The 16,115-nt window shown below is 45.1% G+C and carries 16 protein-coding genes and 1 tRNA gene; 7 read left to right on the top strand and 10 right to left on the bottom strand.

Going from position 1 to position 16,115, the window contains the following annotated elements:
- Positions 1 to 156 precede the first annotated feature (156 nt).
- Positions 157 to 1,029 (top strand): TraB/GumN family protein, encoded by an 873-nt coding sequence (locus VA249_RS03590; RefSeq protein WP_221068941.1) that lies wholly within the window; start codon positions 157 to 159, stop codon positions 1,027 to 1,029.
- A gap of 237 nt (positions 1,030 to 1,266) precedes the next feature.
- On the opposite strand, the gene VA249_RS03585 is transcribed toward VA249_RS03590, so the two are convergent.
- Positions 1,267 to 2,703: an IS1182 family transposase gene (locus VA249_RS03585; protein WP_221067583.1), complete on the bottom strand. Its 1,437-nt coding sequence runs from the start codon at positions 2,701 to 2,703 to the stop codon at positions 1,267 to 1,269.
- Positions 2,704 to 2,935: 232 nt separating this feature from the next.
- Positions 2,936 to 3,012: transfer RNA gene (locus tag VA249_RS03580), tRNA-Pro, on the bottom strand.
- A 260-nt stretch (positions 3,013 to 3,272) separates the two neighbouring features.
- Here VA249_RS03580 and VA249_RS03575 point away from each other — a divergent pair.
- From VA249_RS03575 to rluF, 3 genes are all read left to right on the top strand, one after another.
- Positions 3,273 to 3,413, top strand: a complete 141-nt coding sequence (locus VA249_RS03575) for a DUF3149 domain-containing protein (protein WP_128811417.1) — start codon at positions 3,273 to 3,275, stop codon at positions 3,411 to 3,413.
- A 131-nt stretch (positions 3,414 to 3,544) separates the two neighbouring features.
- Entirely contained in the window at positions 3,545 to 4,126 is a 582-nt protein-coding gene (gene smrA / locus VA249_RS03570; RefSeq protein WP_221068940.1) for a DNA endonuclease SmrA, read from the top strand.
- A gap of 102 nt (positions 4,127 to 4,228) precedes the next feature.
- The gene (gene rluF / locus VA249_RS03565) at positions 4,229 to 5,335 is read left to right on the top strand and encodes a 23S rRNA pseudouridine(2604) synthase RluF (protein WP_221068939.1); all 1,107 of its coding nucleotides are present in this window, start codon (positions 4,229 to 4,231) and stop codon (positions 5,333 to 5,335) included.
- Between the two features lie 63 nt (positions 5,336 to 5,398).
- Here rluF and ybaK read toward each other — a convergent pair whose 3' ends face one another.
- The 8 genes from ybaK to hemA form a co-directional block, all read right to left on the bottom strand.
- Entirely contained in the window at positions 5,399 to 5,872 is a 474-nt protein-coding gene (gene ybaK, locus VA249_RS03560) for a Cys-tRNA(Pro) deacylase (RefSeq protein ID WP_221068937.1), read from the bottom strand.
- A gap of 109 nt (positions 5,873 to 5,981) precedes the next feature.
- Positions 5,982 to 7,643 carry a bifunctional UDP-sugar hydrolase/5'-nucleotidase UshA gene (ushA, locus tag VA249_RS03555; RefSeq protein ID WP_221068935.1) on the bottom strand — a complete coding sequence of 554 codons (1,662 nt, stop codon included), beginning with the start codon at positions 7,641 to 7,643 and terminating at the stop codon, positions 5,982 to 5,984.
- A 325-nt stretch (positions 7,644 to 7,968) separates the two neighbouring features.
- Positions 7,969 to 8,820, bottom strand: a complete 852-nt coding sequence (gene kdsA, locus VA249_RS03550) for a 3-deoxy-8-phosphooctulonate synthase (protein ID WP_005438608.1) — start codon at positions 8,818 to 8,820, stop codon at positions 7,969 to 7,971.
- A gap of 55 nt (positions 8,821 to 8,875) precedes the next feature.
- Positions 8,876 to 9,685, bottom strand: a complete 810-nt coding sequence (locus VA249_RS03545; protein WP_128811422.1) for a SirB1 family protein — start codon at positions 9,683 to 9,685, stop codon at positions 8,876 to 8,878.
- Positions 9,686 to 9,690: 5 nt separating this feature from the next.
- Positions 9,691 to 10,074: a SirB2 family protein gene (locus VA249_RS03540; RefSeq protein ID WP_221068933.1), complete on the bottom strand. Its 384-nt coding sequence runs from the start codon at positions 10,072 to 10,074 to the stop codon at positions 9,691 to 9,693.
- Positions 10,075 to 10,111: 37 nt separating this feature from the next.
- Positions 10,112 to 10,972, bottom strand: a complete 861-nt coding sequence (gene prmC, locus VA249_RS03535) for a peptide chain release factor N(5)-glutamine methyltransferase (RefSeq protein ID WP_211919847.1) — start codon at positions 10,970 to 10,972, stop codon at positions 10,112 to 10,114.
- A 3-nt stretch (positions 10,973 to 10,975) separates the two neighbouring features.
- On the bottom strand, positions 10,976 to 12,064 hold the full coding sequence (prfA, locus tag VA249_RS03530) for a peptide chain release factor 1 (protein WP_211919848.1): 1,089 nt from the start codon (positions 12,062 to 12,064) through the stop codon (positions 10,976 to 10,978).
- Between the two features lie 29 nt (positions 12,065 to 12,093).
- The gene (hemA, locus tag VA249_RS03525) at positions 12,094 to 13,350 is read right to left on the bottom strand and encodes a glutamyl-tRNA reductase (RefSeq protein ID WP_221068931.1); all 1,257 of its coding nucleotides are present in this window, start codon (positions 13,348 to 13,350) and stop codon (positions 12,094 to 12,096) included.
- 134 nt (positions 13,351 to 13,484) lie between these two features.
- On the opposite strand from hemA, the gene lolB reads away from it, so the two are divergent.
- The 3 genes from lolB to VA249_RS03510 are packed head-to-tail and all read left to right on the top strand — an operon-like array spanning position 13,485 to position 15,965.
- A complete protein-coding gene (lolB, locus tag VA249_RS03520) occupies positions 13,485 to 14,123 on the top strand; it encodes a lipoprotein insertase outer membrane protein LolB (protein ID WP_211919850.1) in 639 nt (212 codons plus the stop codon).
- Entirely contained in the window at positions 14,120 to 14,992 is an 873-nt protein-coding gene (gene ispE / locus VA249_RS03515) for a 4-(cytidine 5'-diphospho)-2-C-methyl-D-erythritol kinase (RefSeq protein WP_221069795.1), read from the top strand. Before lolB ends, ispE begins: the two co-directional genes overlap by 4 nt.
- A 28-nt stretch (positions 14,993 to 15,020) precedes the next feature.
- Positions 15,021 to 15,965, top strand: a complete 945-nt coding sequence (locus tag VA249_RS03510; RefSeq protein WP_005449254.1) for a ribose-phosphate pyrophosphokinase — start codon at positions 15,021 to 15,023, stop codon at positions 15,963 to 15,965.
- Positions 15,966 to 16,115: the final 150 nt, after the last annotated feature.

Raw genomic sequence — 16,115 nt, 5'->3', positions numbered from 1 at the left:
GCCACTTGGTGCTTCATTTACAACAAACTCAATTGGAGCGCTTTTGTGAATTGACTCTCATTTCCTTATCGTCAAAACTCGTCAATATTTTTAAAAATGACGTTTTTGCCGAAGCATGATATAGATAAGATGCATATTGAATTCGAGGAGCAAAATATGTTTCGACTCTTGTCAGTTATCTCATCTCTCTTTGTATTTTTGTCATCTCATGGCGCTCATGCAGAACCTCAGCATTGGTTAGCAAAAAAAGGGGAGATTGAATACATGATCATTGGGTCGGTTCATGTGGGCGATAGCAGCATGTACCCACTGCCAAAAGCCGTAACCCAGTTTCTTGATAACAGTGATGGCTTGATTATCGAAGCGAATATCCATGATGCAAAAAACGTCATTTATCCAGCACCGACCATTTATGCCAAAGACGTACTAAGCAAAAAAGAACGAATGCATTTAGCGGCAATTGCAACCGAGCTCGGTTTTCAAGAAAGACAATTGCTTGATGCGCCGCCCTGGGCCTCCGCCCTCACTATTCAAATGTCGCTGATGAATCAGCTTGGCTATAAGCCAGATCAAGGGGTCGATATGCACCTCATAGACCTTGCGGAAACGAAACATATCGACGTTATTCCTTTAGAATCATTGCAATTTCAAATCGACCTCTTAACCAGCCAACCCGATGGTGGGAAAGAGTTACTGCTGGCGTCGATTGATGAGTTCGACGGTGGTGAAAAACTTGTGCAATGTTTAATTGATAGTTGGAAAAACGGGGATGGACAGTCACTTGAACAAGTCGCTATGAGTGAGGAATCAAGTGACGCGTTTAACGAAGCATTTCTGTATGCACGTAACCGCGATTGGGCAGAAAAGTTAACCACAGGATCCGTACTGCCTAAAAAAATGGGGCGCTATACGATTGTAGTCGGGAGTTTACACTTGCTAGGGAAAGACAATTTGATCGAACTGCTCGAAAAGCAAGGTTTTGATATCGAGCCATTAGGAAAAACTCACAAAATTCATTGTGATATATAATAGTGATTGAGTCATAGCATGGACGTGCACTAGAGATTCGACTCGCTTTGGCCTTCAGAGGACTAAGCTTCCATCGGACTGGCGCACCAGACCCCGACTCTCTGGTCCCAAACAAATATCACCAAAAACGAAAAAGGCTCTACATTTCTGTAGAGCCTCAGATTGATGACGAACCCCGCTTTTTAAGCGGGGTTCTTTTTTGGAAGCGACCGTAGGTCGCGATCGCGATATTTTTTGTTATATCGTGCGCAGAAGTTTCCATTCATTACATAGGCATACAGAAGCAAGTATTTGCCTTATTTCTGCCATGTTTAAGCCCATTTTTCGTAGATAACTCATCACCAACGCTATCTTCTTGATGTTTTGAGCTGCTGCTGCCAACCAACATTGCATTTGCACATTGGCTAGACCTCGAAAGCGAGCATAACGATGACCATGATGTTGCTTGGCGTCTGCGAAGCTCCGTTCTACGGTTTCACTTCGACGTCGATAAGTCTTTTTTCCGTAGGAAGAGAGCCGCATTTGATTTGCTCTCTCTACTGCATCGCTATAGATATGCCGAGCAATCACTTTCTTCATGTTTTTGCTTTGAGTGCAGTCATTCCTCATTGGACAGAACGCACACTCTTTGGGGTCTGAATGGTATTCTCGGTAGGCATCACGTGATGTGGTTTTATAAAGCAACTCCTGACCATTCGGGCATTGGTAGCTGTCTCTTTGTGCGTCGTAAGTAAAGTGTTTCTTTTTGAATGTATTTTTCGTTCTCGATGGGCGTCGATAACCGAACACGCCAAGAATACCTCGACGTTCAAGTGACTCCGCCACTGGGGCGGTAAAGTAGCCTGCATCCAGTCCAACAGCTATCGGGTTCAATTGGAATGTGGCAAGCGTGTAATCTAAGCGTTGAACGTAAGGTTGTGAGTCATTGATGTTACCTGCAGTGGTATAGGTATCGAGGATAATTCCGTGTTGACCATCAACGGTTCTATGGTCGAGATAGAAGAAGCCTTGTGGCTTATTATCACGAGTCATGAAGCCACTCTCTGGGTCAGTAGTACTGGTTTTAGTATTCTTTGTTTTTGACTCTGATCCGCGAGCCTTAAGCGGCTTCTTGCCCGCTATTTCTCGGTCTAACGTGACGTCTTCATCCAGCATATCAAGATAGGCACTCGCGCGAACCGCCGTGACTTTATTGGTGTGTTTATTCTTGTTGGCGTTCGCTTTGAGATGAGTACTGTCCGTAAAGAGCTCTTGACCCGCGACCAAACCTTTCGATATGGCTTGCTCTACGATATTAATAAAAATACGTTCGAATACATCCGTGCCATTAAAGCGACGAATGCGGTTTTGGCTGAGAGTAGATGCGTGAATGACTTTCTCTGTTAATGACATCCGTAAGAACCAACGGTAAGCGACATTCACTTCAATTTCTTTAACGAGCTGACGCTCACTTTTTATGCCAAAGATGTAGCCAAGTAAGATGATTTTGAAGAGACGAACAGGGTCAACAGGTGGACGCCCATTATCTTTACAATAAAGATGAGCGACTTCATCACGAATGAATTCAAAGTCGATAGCATTATCGATTTTACGCACTAAATGGTCTTTAGGAACCAACTGTTCCATCGTTACCATTTCCAGTTCGTATTGTTGCGGAGTCGGTTCTTGAAGCATGTCGGAGTATCCATATTTCGATACCCCTATTAGATCAAAGGTCTAGCTTGAAAGCTAGACCTTTGTCAGCAGTCTGAGGCTCTACATTTCTGTAGAGCCTTTTTCTCAATATGTGTCGGTGAAGAGCCATGTTCTAACTTCAGGCGAACCCCATTTGGTTCGATACTATCAAAGTTACATTTGCAACCGCTAAAACGACGAAAGCCTGCTCATTGAGCAGGCTTTCTAAAAGTGGTCGGTGAAGAGGGATTCGAACCCCCGACCCTCTGGTCCCAAACCAGATGCGCTACCAAGCTGCGCTATTCACCGAGTTGTTTAACTGAGGACTTATCCCCGTCAACGGATGCGTATATTACGGATTATCCTGAGAGACGCAAGTGCTTTTTACAAAAAAAAGTAACCCTCAGGTTTGTTTGGTTAATTACTAAACACTAGCACGTAAAATGTGACTAAGAACTCACAATAAAACACAGCTTATTAACCTTGGTAACATTATTGATCCAGATCAGTGTATAAAAAAACACCAACAATTACCTTGAGTCTTGTCGGAACAATCTTGGAGGAAACACATGGACTTTTGGCTCGATCTCCTATTTGGTAATGCGGTTGGACTGTCATCAATGGTAGTCATCTTTGGGGCATTTAGTCTGATGTTGTTTTACGGCGGTTTCTTCATCTACAAGGTTATGAACGACAAATCTCCTCACTAGATCTCGCTTAGCTCTAGATACGCTTTGCACCGGAGTTGGCCACTTGCCTACTCCGGTTTTTTATTGATCCAATCACACTCGTCCTTGATATAATTACCTCTACTTATCCTAATCTTTATGAGATTGCCGTTATGTCTCAAGACGACGATTTTGATCTGTTTCAACAGATGATGGGCGACGTGAAGCCAATCAACCACGATACCGCTGAACATAAAAAAGTGCACCAAGTCACTGATGCTCACCTTGCAAAGCGTGAAGCTGCAATTTGGTTGACAGAAGACGACCCCGAATACCTGTCTATCGATCATGCTGACATGCTCAAACCCGATGACTTCATCGAGTTTAAGCGTGATGGTGTACAAGATGGTGTGTACCGCAAACTACGCCTTGGTAAGTACCCAATTCAAGCTCGCCTTGATCTGCACCGTAAGACATTAAAAGAAGCACGCGATGAAATTGTAAAATTCCTCAAGCAGTGCATTGAGATGGACATTCGCACCGTCACAATAGTACATGGCCGCGGTGAGCGCTCTAATCCACCAGCATTGATGAAAAGCTTTGTAAGTAGTTGGTTGCAACAGATACGAGAAGTGCAATGTGTGCATACCGCACAAAAGTTTCATGGTGGTAGTGGTGCCGTTTACGTGCTTTTAAGAAAAAGTGCTGAGAAGAAGATGGAAACCCGAGAGCGCCATCAAAAACGGTTAGGTTAACCAGATGCTCAATGCTAGAATGCCCGACCTTATTCTGCTTGACCTGCATGACAGAGCAAGCAACTTCGATTAACCGCCGTTGTGAAACGTTAGGAGTACAACATGTCCCAAGACAACGCAAAACGCTTAAATAAATACATCAGTGAAACTGGGTTCTGCTCACGTCGTGAAGCGGACCGTTTGATCGAGCAAGGCCGAGTGACTATTAATGGTCAGCAACCTGAAATGGGAACGAAAGTTCTGCCAGGTGATGATGTTTGTGTCGATGGCAAACCAGTGGCGACAAAAGAGAAGCCTATTTACATTGCATTGAACAAACCAACGGGCATAACTTGTACCACTGAGCGTGATATTCCCGGAAACATCGTGGACTTTATCGGCCACAAAAAACGCATTTTCCCTATTGGTCGCTTAGATAAACCATCAGACGGTTTGATTTTTCTGACCAACGATGGCGATATCGTCAATAAAATCCTTCGCGCAGGGAATAACCACGAAAAAGAATATGTGGTTCGTGTCGATAAACCGATTACTGGCGAATTCCTCAAGCAGATGTCCAGTGGCGTTAACATTCTTGATACCGTCACTTTGCCATGTAAGGTCACAAAAGAGACAAAATTCTCTTTCCGTATTGTTTTAACGCAAGGATTGAACCGTCAGATTCGCCGAATGTGTGAAGCGCTGGGTTATGAAGTATTCAAGCTACGCCGCGTGCGCATCATGAATATCTCAATTGATGGCATTCCAAATGGTAAATGGCGTTACCTAACTGATGACGAAGTCTCTGAGATACTTGCAATGTGCGAGGGTTCGGTCGGTACAGAAGAAGCCTCAAAAAATGACGCTAAAGGTCGTCACATACGCAAAGCAACAGATGCAAAGCTGTTTGATAGCCGTGAAGAAAACCAAAGCTCTACAGCACGTCGTAACCAAAAAACACGTACATTCCGTGGTAACAATGCTGATGAGTTCCGCCACGCACCTAGCTCGAAAAAAGGCCAACAACGTCGTCAGCATGATAATGAAAGTGGACGCCCAGCAAGAGAGCATTACTCTCCGAAACCTCAAGGCGAACATCGCAAAGCGAAAGACGATCACGGCAAACCACACACACCGAGTAAGCCTAAGCAGCATTACATGAACCCAAATTCAACTAAGCCAAGTAAGCCGACAAAACGCTCAGGCGGAACATTGAGTTTGAAAAAATAACTCAGATGCTCAAAAATCAACAAGGACGCTAAATCGCGTCCTTTTTCTTTATCTTTCCGTCAATTACAAACACAAAGGTGCAAATTGACCACGAGTTAAAAGCAACAAATCGTTCGGGGCTAACTCAATTTCTAACCCGCGTTTACCTGCACTCACACAGATTGTGTCTTGCTCTGTTGCGCTTTCGTGCAAAAAAGTCGGTAGTGCTTTCTTCTGCCCCAATGGACTGATCCCACCAACTACATACCCCGTGGTCTTTTGCGCGATTTCCGGATCGGCCATATCAGCCTTTTTGCCCTTCGCCGCTTTCGCTGCCAATTTTAGGTTTAGCTTTTGATCAACCGGGATAATCGCAACCGCAAGGTTCTTTGGCTCACCGTTCAAACAGAACAATAAGGTTTTAAAAACTTTCTTCGGATCTTGTCCCAATACCTCTGCCGCTTCTAATCCATAGCTGTCTGCTCTTGGATCGTGCTCATATTGGTGAATGGTGTGTGACACTTTTTTCTTTTTCGCAAGATTAATGGCCGGAGTCATCAAGATTCTCCTTATAAAACAAAAAACGCTGCTCCTCGTTGGAAACAGCGCTTTAAGTTAATGGGATCAACAAGTTTGAGTCAATCGCTTTTTACATCAACTCACTCGATTACTTATATATCATCTCACCAGACGGTGCGTATTCATTTACGTCAATTGGGCTGTGTGACTCTAAGTACTCTTTCAATACCTCTGCATCGGTAAAACCCGTGTTTACGTAACCTGGATGAGTATTAATTTTCGGATAACCATCACCGCCAGAAGCGTTATAACTTGGTACCGTAAAGCGGTACTCACCATCGAGACGAAGTGGCTTACCACCGATCAATACGTTCGATACTTTGCCGTTTTCTACTGTCATTGAAATACCAGCAAACTGAACATACGCGCCAGAGTCAGCCGGTTTCGTTGCGACAACATTCAGATACTCACGCACTTCTTTACCCGTCATGTCGACATAAGAAACCATATTGCCAAATGGCTGAACCGTCAGCACGTCTTTGTAGGTGATATCCCCCGCTTCAATCGAATCACGTACACCGCCTGAGTTCATTACCGCAAAGTCTGCTTTAGCGCGCTCCATGTGGGCAGTGGCAATCAAACGACCAAGGTTGGTTTGTTGGAAACGAACAACGTTGCGGTCACCTTCCAGCTTGCCATTAGATTCGGCAATTTTTACATTCAACTGACCCTGACCTTTTTCTTGGTAAGGGCGAAGAAAATCCAGCATTGCCGAGTCTTGTGCAATTTCATCTTGAACCAAGACACGTTGAGATTCACCATTCACTTTGATTTTCTTCTTCAAGTTCACGGGAATCAGGTCATAGCTCACCATCGACAACTCGCCGTTGCGGAACTCGTAATCTGCACGACCCACATACTTACCCCACTCGTACGCTTGCACGATGTAAGTACCGTTTTGCTCATCTGGCTTACATTCGTCACCCGGCTTAAAGTTCTTCTGAATGACGTTTGGCCCTTCCATACATACAGGCTCTTGTGAGTGACCACCCACAATCATGTCCAAATCGCCTTCATTTAGGTAACGCGCCAACGCCACGTCACCGGGAGCATTTACACCACGGTTGCCATTTTCGTAGTGACCCATGTGTGTCACTGCAAAGATAAGGTCTGGCTTTTCAGTTTGCTTCAGTTCAGCAATCAGCTTCTTCGCTTCTTCTTTCGGATCACGGAAGTCAACTTGACCAATGTACTCTGGGTTACCTAGCTTTGCAGTGTCTTCTGTCGTAAGGCCGATCACGGCAATCTTGATGCCTTGCTTGTTGAACATGGCATAAGGTTGGAACAATCGCTCGCCGGTTTCTTTGTCGTAAATATTGGCAGACAGCATTGGGAAGTTTGCCCACTCTTGCTGTTTGAACAGTACTTCCAGTGGGTTATCGAATTCGTGGTTACCCAGCGCCATCGCATCGTAGCCAATTTTACTCATGCCTTTGAAGTCAGGCTCAGCATCTTGTAAGTCAGACTCAGGAACACCTGTGTTGATATCACCACCTGATAGTAGAAGCACGCCACCGCCTTCGGCTTGAATCTCTGCACGCAGTTCATCAATCAGCGTCTTACGCGCCGCCATGCCGTACTCACCATACTTGTTTTGCCAAAAGCGACCGTGGTGGTCATTGGTGTGCAGTACTGTCAGTTTGTAAGTTGTGTCTTCATTCCATTCATGTGCTGGTTGCGTGGCACATCCGGCAAGAGTTGCCAAGATAGCGGCACTTAAAGCGGTTTTTACAATCAGGCGTTGCTTCATTGTTTTACCTTTTTATCGTCTGGGGTCCACTGCATTACGCGATCAGCAATCAAGAAACGGGGTTCTCATTGTGCTAAAACACGCAAACTTGGCGCTAGTGTAAATCACTAAGGTATTGATTTCATGTTTCTGCGACGCACTTTGCTCATAGCGAACCAGTTCGCCGCAAATCTAAGCAAATTATAGACATAATCAAAATGGTGTAAGGAAGCGAGAAGCGAGAAGCGAGAAGCGAGAAAAGGATAGTGAGGCAGAATGAATGTGTCGATACAAAAATGGCCAGCACACAGGCTGACCATTTCATTTAAACATTCACAACAACCGACTATTTGATATCGATGTCTGCAAAGCTCTTGATTAGATCGTCTAGTGATTTCATTTGTGCTAGGAACGGTTCTAGTTTGTCTAGCGGCAGCGCAGATGGACCATCACAACGCGCTTGATCTGGATTTGGGTGCGCTTCAATAAATAGACCTGCAATACCAGTTGCTAGACCTGCTTTCGCAAGTTCAACTGTTTGCTCACGACGACCGCCAGACGCAGCGCCAGATGGATCACGCATTTGTAGTGAGTGCGTTACGTCAAAGATGATTGGGCTGCCTTTCGATGCGTTTTTCATCACACCAAAACCAAGCATATCAACCACTAGGTTGTCGTAGCCGTGACAAGAACCGCGCTCACAAAGAATGATGTTTTCATTTCCACACTCTGCGAACTTCTCAACAATGTTACCCACTTGACCTGGGCTCATAAATTGAGGTTTCTTCACGTTGATCACTGCGCCTGTTTTCGCCATTGCTTCAACAAGGTCAGTTTGGCGAGCAAGGAATGCTGGAAGCTGGATTACGTCAACCACATCAGCAACTGGCTGTGCTTGCGCTTCAGTATGAACGTCTGTGATGATCTTCACACCGAAAGTATCTTTCAACTCTTGGAAGATTTTCATACCTTCTTCTAGGCCAGGACCACGGTATGAATGAACAGAACTGCGGTTAGCTTTATCAAACGACGCTTTAAATACGTATGGGATACCTAGCTTATCTGTCACTTTCACGTAGTGTTCACAGATCTGCATAGCAAGATCGCGTGATTCAAGCACGTTCATACCTGCGAATAGGGTAAACGGCTTATCGTTAGCAACTTGAATGTCACCAATATTAACGATTTTCTGTTCCATTTTGATTCTCTTTGTTCTGTCCTCGACACGCTGATTATTTAGCACATCGATAAAATTAGTGAAGTGTGACTGCCTTTTCGCTCATCACATTAACTTGTGATTTTAGTAGCTCTGAAGACGGATCATCTGGGCATTGGTCAATAAAGTACTGAAAATCAGAAACCGCAATTTGGTGGCACTCGAGTTGCTGAAAAATAAAGCCACGGTCTCGAATTTCGTACGGGTCATCAGGTACAAACGTCAATGCCAAATTCGTACAGCGCAGAGCCAGCGTATATCGCTCTTCTCTGAGTAAAGCACTTTTAATCAACGCCAACCAGCGACCAATAACCGTCGGGTTATCCGCTTCTTCAAAGTGCTCCGGTTTTAAAATTGCAAGAGGTCCCTCTTGACCAATCAACCAAGCTTGAAGAATTCGTTCTCCGACATACTCACCGTTAAACGGGTTAATATAGTCCGGAGATTTGTGCATCCAATCAACTTTCAATAAGAACTGGGTAGGAAAAGTCACACCCTTTACTGGAAAGCCCAAGCGATTACCCAAGTATAGTAAGATAGCCCCTAAACTGACCGGAATGCCTTTTTTGCGCTCTAGCACTTTATCGATAAAGCTATTATCAGAGATGAAGTATTCCTGTTCATCCCCTTTAAAGCCCCACTCATAGAAGAACAGGCGTAAGAAAGAATCAAAACGTTGTTCTTCATCACTTTCATGAACGAGGATAGCTTCTGCTTCTTGGTAAAGGCGTTCCAATTCTAGTTTCGCCCAGTGCACATTGGTATCTGGGTTAATGGAACGGTTTAGTTCCAACGCTCCCTCAACCAGTGCCATGTTGTCAAAATCTTCGTCAAAAAACTCAAGCATGAAGATTACCCAAATAAGTTTGGATTTTTAGATACTGCAATATTGGCAGCCATGACTAGCCAACCTAGCGCACCGAAAAAGGCAAAAATTCTTAATAATTTGTTTTTAGCCATCTTAAGTGCAAAGAACCCAAGAGCAATGTACGCAAGCACACACGTGATTTTATTGGTTAGCCAAGGCGCGGTATCCGTAAACGGAATAAACCCTGTCACCATGATCAAGCCAATACCAGACAGCAATAATGCCGTATCCACGATGTGTGGAAAAACTTTCAGGAAGCGATTATTGCGTTTTGGAGAGTCCATCATCAACAACGCGAATCGAAGCGATAGCAACGTCGCACTCAATGCGATCGTGACTAGGTGAATGTGTTTTAGAGCTACGTACATTTCATTTCTCTTTTATAAGTGACTGCTGACTTGCTCGTTATGATTTTGGCTGATAGCAACCAAGTGTCACTCGATCATTGTCGCCATAGTCTTTTTCTGTCACGACTTGGTCAAAGCCGAAATCAACCATAATCTCACGAACGGCTTCACCTTGATCATAACCATGTTCAAAGGCGAGCCACCCACCCTCTTCCAAATATTGACGAGCAAGATCAGAGATATGACGAATATCCGCTAAGCCATTTTCATCCGCAACTAATGCCGATTTTGGCTCAAAACGAACATCACCTTGAGACAAATGCGGATCTTGTTCATCGATGTACGGTGGGTTGGAGACAATTAAAGCAAACTTTGTTCCAGAGGCAATAGGTTCAAACCAACTACCTTGAGCAAACGTCACATTTTTAATATTCAGTTGCGCTGCATTTAACTGGGCAAGCTCTTTCGCTTCTTGCTTTAGGTCTACCCCCATCACTTGACGATCCGGTAACTCTGAAGCTAACGCTAAAGCAATCGCCCCTGTACCCGTGCCTAGATCTAAGATAGGCCCAGATTGTTGGTACGTTTTGTCCAGTGCCAGCTCAACTAAACGTTCGGTATCTGGCCTTGGGATTAACGTCGATGGTGACACTTTTAACGGGAGAGACCAGAATTCACGCTCGCCGATGATGTAAGCCACTGGCTCACCAGCAATGCGTCTTTCTAACAGAGCTTCAAATTGAGCTTGTTGCTCTGATTCCAATAATTTTTCTGGCCAAGTCATGAGATACGATCGTGGCTTAGCCAGAACATGACAAAGAAGTACAGCAGCATCAAGAGAAGGCGACTCCTTGCCGCCTTCTGTCAACGTTGCCGTCGCACTTTTCAGTGCTTGCTCAATAGATTGAACTGGGCTCATCGATTAGCCGTGCTCTGCTAGCGCCGCTAACTGATCCGCTTGGTGCTCTTGAATCACAGGTTCAATCAAGCTAGCAAGATCCCCTTCCATCACTTCATTCAAACGGTATACCGTTAAGTTGATACGGTGATCAGAAACGCGACCTTGTGGGTAGTTGTATGTGCGGATACGGTCGCTGCGGTCACCAGAACCAAGTAGATTGCGTCGAGTATCAGATACTTCAGCTGCGCGACGAGCTTCTTCAGCTTGTACGATACGAGCGGCGAGCACCTGCATCGCTTTCGCTTTGTTTTTATGCTGTGAACGTTCGTCTTGACACTCTACAACGGTACCCGTTGGTAAGTGGGTAATACGGATTGCAGAATCCGTGGTGTTAACGTGCTGACCACCCGCGCCTGAAGCACGGAATGTATCGATTTTCAGATCAGCCGCTTTAATTTCTGGTAACTCAGCTTCTGGGATTTCAGCCATCACTGCAACGGTACAAGCAGAGGTATGCACACGGCCTTGAGATTCCGTTTCAGGTACACGTTGTACACGATGACCGCCCGACTCAAACTTCAGCACGCCGTATGCGCCGTCACCACTCACTTTCGCGATCATCTCTTTGTAGCCGCCTTGCTCAGACTCGTTGCAGCTCATGACTTCAACGCGCCAGCCTTTTTTCTCCGCAAATTTTGAGTACATACGGAATAGGTTGCCCGCAAAAATACCTGCTTCATCACCACCCGCACCTGCGCGAATTTCTAAGAAACAGTTACGATCATCGTTTGGATCTTTAGGAAGAAGTAGAATTTGCAGCTCATCAGTCAGACGTTCAATCGCCGCTTTCGCGTCTTTGATCTCTTCTTGCGCCATTTCACGCATTTCTTCGTCGTCTTCTTTTGCCATCTCTTCAGCGGCTAGAAGGTCATCTTGAGCTTGTTGGTAAGCTTGGAAGCATTTGGTGACTTCCTCAAGTTGAGAGTACTCTTTTGATAGAGCTCGGAATTTGTTCTGATCACCAATTACATCAGGATCACCAAGAAGGTGTTGAACTTCTTCGTAGCGTTCTACTAGCGATTCTAGCTTAGTTAGAATAGAGGCTTTCATAGTGTCGTTTTCTTAATAAAAAGCGTGAGTTATAGATCATCTAAGCCAAGAGTTTGGCGGATAACCGTTAATTTTGCTGGCTCGCCCTGCTCTGCCGCACTTTGCAATGCGCGAGTTGGAGCATGAATCAGTTTATTTGTGAGTTTATTGCTAAGTTCGCGCAGCACTTTTTCTGGATCAGTGCCAATTGCTAATGATTGCAAACTCTTACTGAGCAATTCTTCTCTAATTTCGTTGGCTGACTTGCGATAGTCTCGAATACTATCGACCGCTTGCAGTGAACGCACCCAAGTCATAAATGCGGCACTTTCTTCACTTACGATCGCTTCAGCTTGAATTGCTTCAACTTTACGCTGTTCGATATTGCTATCAATGATTGATTGCAAATCATCCACCGAATATAAGTAAGCATCGCTCAATTCGCCAACTTGTGCCTCCACATCTCGTGGCACGGCGATATCCACTAACAAGATTGGCTGATGACGACGCTTTTTCAAGGCCGTTTCAACCATCCCCTTGCCAATAATAGGCAATGGACTCGCTGTCGAGCTGATAACAATGTCCGCTCTTGGTAAATGGTCTGGAATTTCAGTCAAACTAATGACTTCAGCGCCAAACTGTTCAGCCAAACCTAACGCGCGTTCTCTGGTTCGGTTGGCGACGATCATTTTGGTACAGCCGTTCGACGCTAAATGTTTCGCCACCAACTCGATGGTTTCACCCGCGCCAACGAGCAAAACGGTTGAATCAGCCAAAGATTCAAAAATATGCTTAGCCAAAGTACAGGCTGCATAAGCGACAGAGACCGCATTACCGCCAATATCCGTTTCGGTTCGAACACGTTTGGCGACTGAAAATGTTTTTTGGAACAACTTATCGATAGATGCGTCCACCGCTTGGTGGTTACGTGCATCTGAAAACGCCTGTTTTACCTGGCCCAAAATCTGAGGTTCACCCAGTACCAGCGAATCAAGGCCGCAAGAAACACGCATCAAGTGCTTAATCGCCGCTTGCTCTTCATGGACATAAAGGCTCGGCATCAAGTCCTCTTGATTAACTTGATGAAACTGGACTAGCCAGTCGATAAGCTTAGTTCGCGCTCCTTGCTTAACGTCGCAGTACACTTCGGTACGGTTACAGGTTGAAACAATCACACTGCCGTTTACGGCTTCGTGCTCTCTGAGTTGCTCAAGTGCTGGCCCCAATTTATCGGGTCCGAACGCCACTTTCTCTCGCAAGTCAACAGACGCTGTATTGTGATTGATTCCAATAGCAAGCAAGGACATCTAACGTGGTATCTCTGAGATCGGTTATAAAATAGGTTCAGAATTTTACTGTAAGCACGCATTTATTGAAAGGGTAACCCGGATTTGTTTTCCTTCGCTCCGCTTTTCAATGCTATAGTTGTGAGCGATTACCGATGAAACTGACTAATAAGCCATCAAACATGACCTTACGCTCCTTTCTCATCATGCTCTTGTCGAGCATTGTACTCGCGGGTTGTAGTTCCGTTCCTGAAAGCGTCACCAGTGTAGAGTGGCAAGCGCACGAACAACGCCTAGAAGCCATCAATCACTTTCAAGCTACCGGCAAACTTGGCTACATTGGGCCAGACCAAAGACAAAGTTTAAACTTTTTTTGGCAGCATTCTTCTACGTTAAGTCAATTACGCTTAACCACCCTACTTGGCCAAACGGCATTAAAGCTCACGATTACCCCGCAAGGTGCAACCGTTGAAACTTATGACGACCAAGTGCTCACAGCCCGTGACGCAAACCAACTGATTTATCGTTTAACGGGACTAATGATTCCTGTCGATCATATGCCGAATTGGTTACTCGGCCTGCCAACAGACGCTGACTCGTTCCAATTGTCTTCAACCAACACTCTACAAGCGCTAGATAAACAAATTGGTTTGAATGATTGGAACATCAATTACCAACGTTATGCTGATGTCGAATGGCATCAACAAACACTTCCCCTGCCAAATAGGCTAAAACTGACCACCTCAGACGTAAAAATTAATCTAGTGATCACAAAATGGAACATCACCCAATGATCGATCTTTCAACCCGCTGGCCATCACCTGCGAAATTGAATCTCTTTCTTTATATCAATGGCCGCACTGAAAACGGCTACCACGAATTACAAACTCTATTCCAATTCCTCGATCACGGCGATGAACTGACAATACAAGCTAACGATTCTGGTGAGATCAGCATTTCTCCTGAGATAGAGGGCGTTCCTCTGCAAGACAACTTGATCTGGAAAGCAGCAACAGCACTTCAACGTTTCGCGAATTGCTCATACGGTGCACATATCGATCTACATAAGATCCTACCGATGGGCGGCGGAATTGGTGGAGGTTCTTCCAATGCAGCAACGGCGTTGGTTGCCCTCAATTATTTATGGCAACTGAACCTTAGCGATAATGAACTTGCAGAGATTGGTTTGGCATTAGGCGCAGACGTCCCAGTGTTTGTTCGAGGTTTTTCTGCTTTCGCAGAGGGCGTTGGCGAGAAACTCTCACCCGCAGAACCCAAAGAAAAATGGTATTTAGTCGTGCGACCTAACGTTTCTATTGCAACTGCAGACATATTTCGTCACCCAGACTTGATTAGAAACACACCAAAACGTGATTTAAAGACGCTTTTGAACGCTCCAAGCGTAAACGATTGCGAAAAAATTGTACGAATGCTCTACCCAGAGGTTGATAAGCAACTTTCATGGCTGCTACAATACGCGCCGTCAAGATTGACGGGGACCGGGTCTTGCGTTTTTGCAGAATTTTCGAGCAAATCCGAAGCAGAAACCATCCTTGCACAACTCTCTGATAATGTCTCGGCATTCGTCGCCCAAGGGCGCAATGTTTCGCCACTAAAAGAGACTTTGGCTGAATACCAATCAGCCCAAAACCGACCTAATTAAAACTGGACGCAAACCTGAGGTTTCCACCGTGCCTGATATGAAGCTATTTGCTGGTAACGCAACACCTGAACTAGCCCAACGTATTGCTGATCGTCTTTACATTTCTCTTGGTGATGCATCTGTTTCTCGCTTTTCTGATGGCGAAGTAGCAGTTCAAATCAATGAAAATGTTCGTGGTAGCGATGTTTTCATCATTCAATCCACTTGTGCACCGACTAACGACAACCTAATGGAACTGGTTGTTATGATTGATGCAATGCGCCGTGCTTCAGCAGGCCGTATCACTGCAGTAATTCCTTACTTCGGTTACGCTCGCCAAGATCGTCGTGTACGTTCTGCTCGTGTGCCAATCACTGCAAAAGTTGTTGCTGATTTCCTATCTAACGTTGGTGTTGACCGCGTTCTTACTATCGACCTACACGCAGAGCAAATCCAAGGCTTCTTCGATGTACCAGTTGATAACATCTTTGGTACACCTGTACTTCTAGAAGATATGCAATCTCGTGGTCTAGAAAACCCTGTTGTGGTTTCTCCTGACCTAGGTGGCGTTGTTCGTGCTCGTGCAACAGCAAAAGCACTAGGCGACATCGACATTGCTATCGTTGATAAGCGTCGTCCACGCGCAAACGTGTCAGAAGTAATGAACCTAATCGGTGACGTTGAAGGTCGTGACTGTGTGATCGTCGATGACATGATCGATACAGGTGGCACTCTATGTAAAGCAGCTGAAGCACTAAAAGAGCGCGGTGCTAAGCGTGTATTCGCTTACGCAACTCACGCTGTATTCTCTGGTAACGCTGCGGACAACATCAAGAACTCAGTTCTTGACCAAGTTATCGTAACTGACTCTATCTCTCTATCTAAAGAGATGGCTGCAACAGGCAAAGTAACTACACTAAGCCTATCTCGCATGCTAGCTGAAGCGATTCGTCGTATCAGCAACGAAGAGTCAATCTCTGCAATGTTCAACTAATCCGAACGTTTCAGATGATCTGATTTTAAAAACACCCCTCTTTGGGGTGTTTTTTATTTCTATGTATACCCAAGTAACTTCTAGAGATAAAATAAAATCCCCCTAGAGATTGCTTTGGTATATTTACAGACAGAAAATCACTTGGTCGCG

This window comes from Vibrio alfacsensis, assembly GCF_019670485.1.
Lineage (GTDB): Bacteria > Pseudomonadota > Gammaproteobacteria > Enterobacterales > Vibrionaceae > Vibrio > Vibrio alfacsensis.
This window is presented reverse-complemented; position numbering and strand designations above follow the sequence as displayed.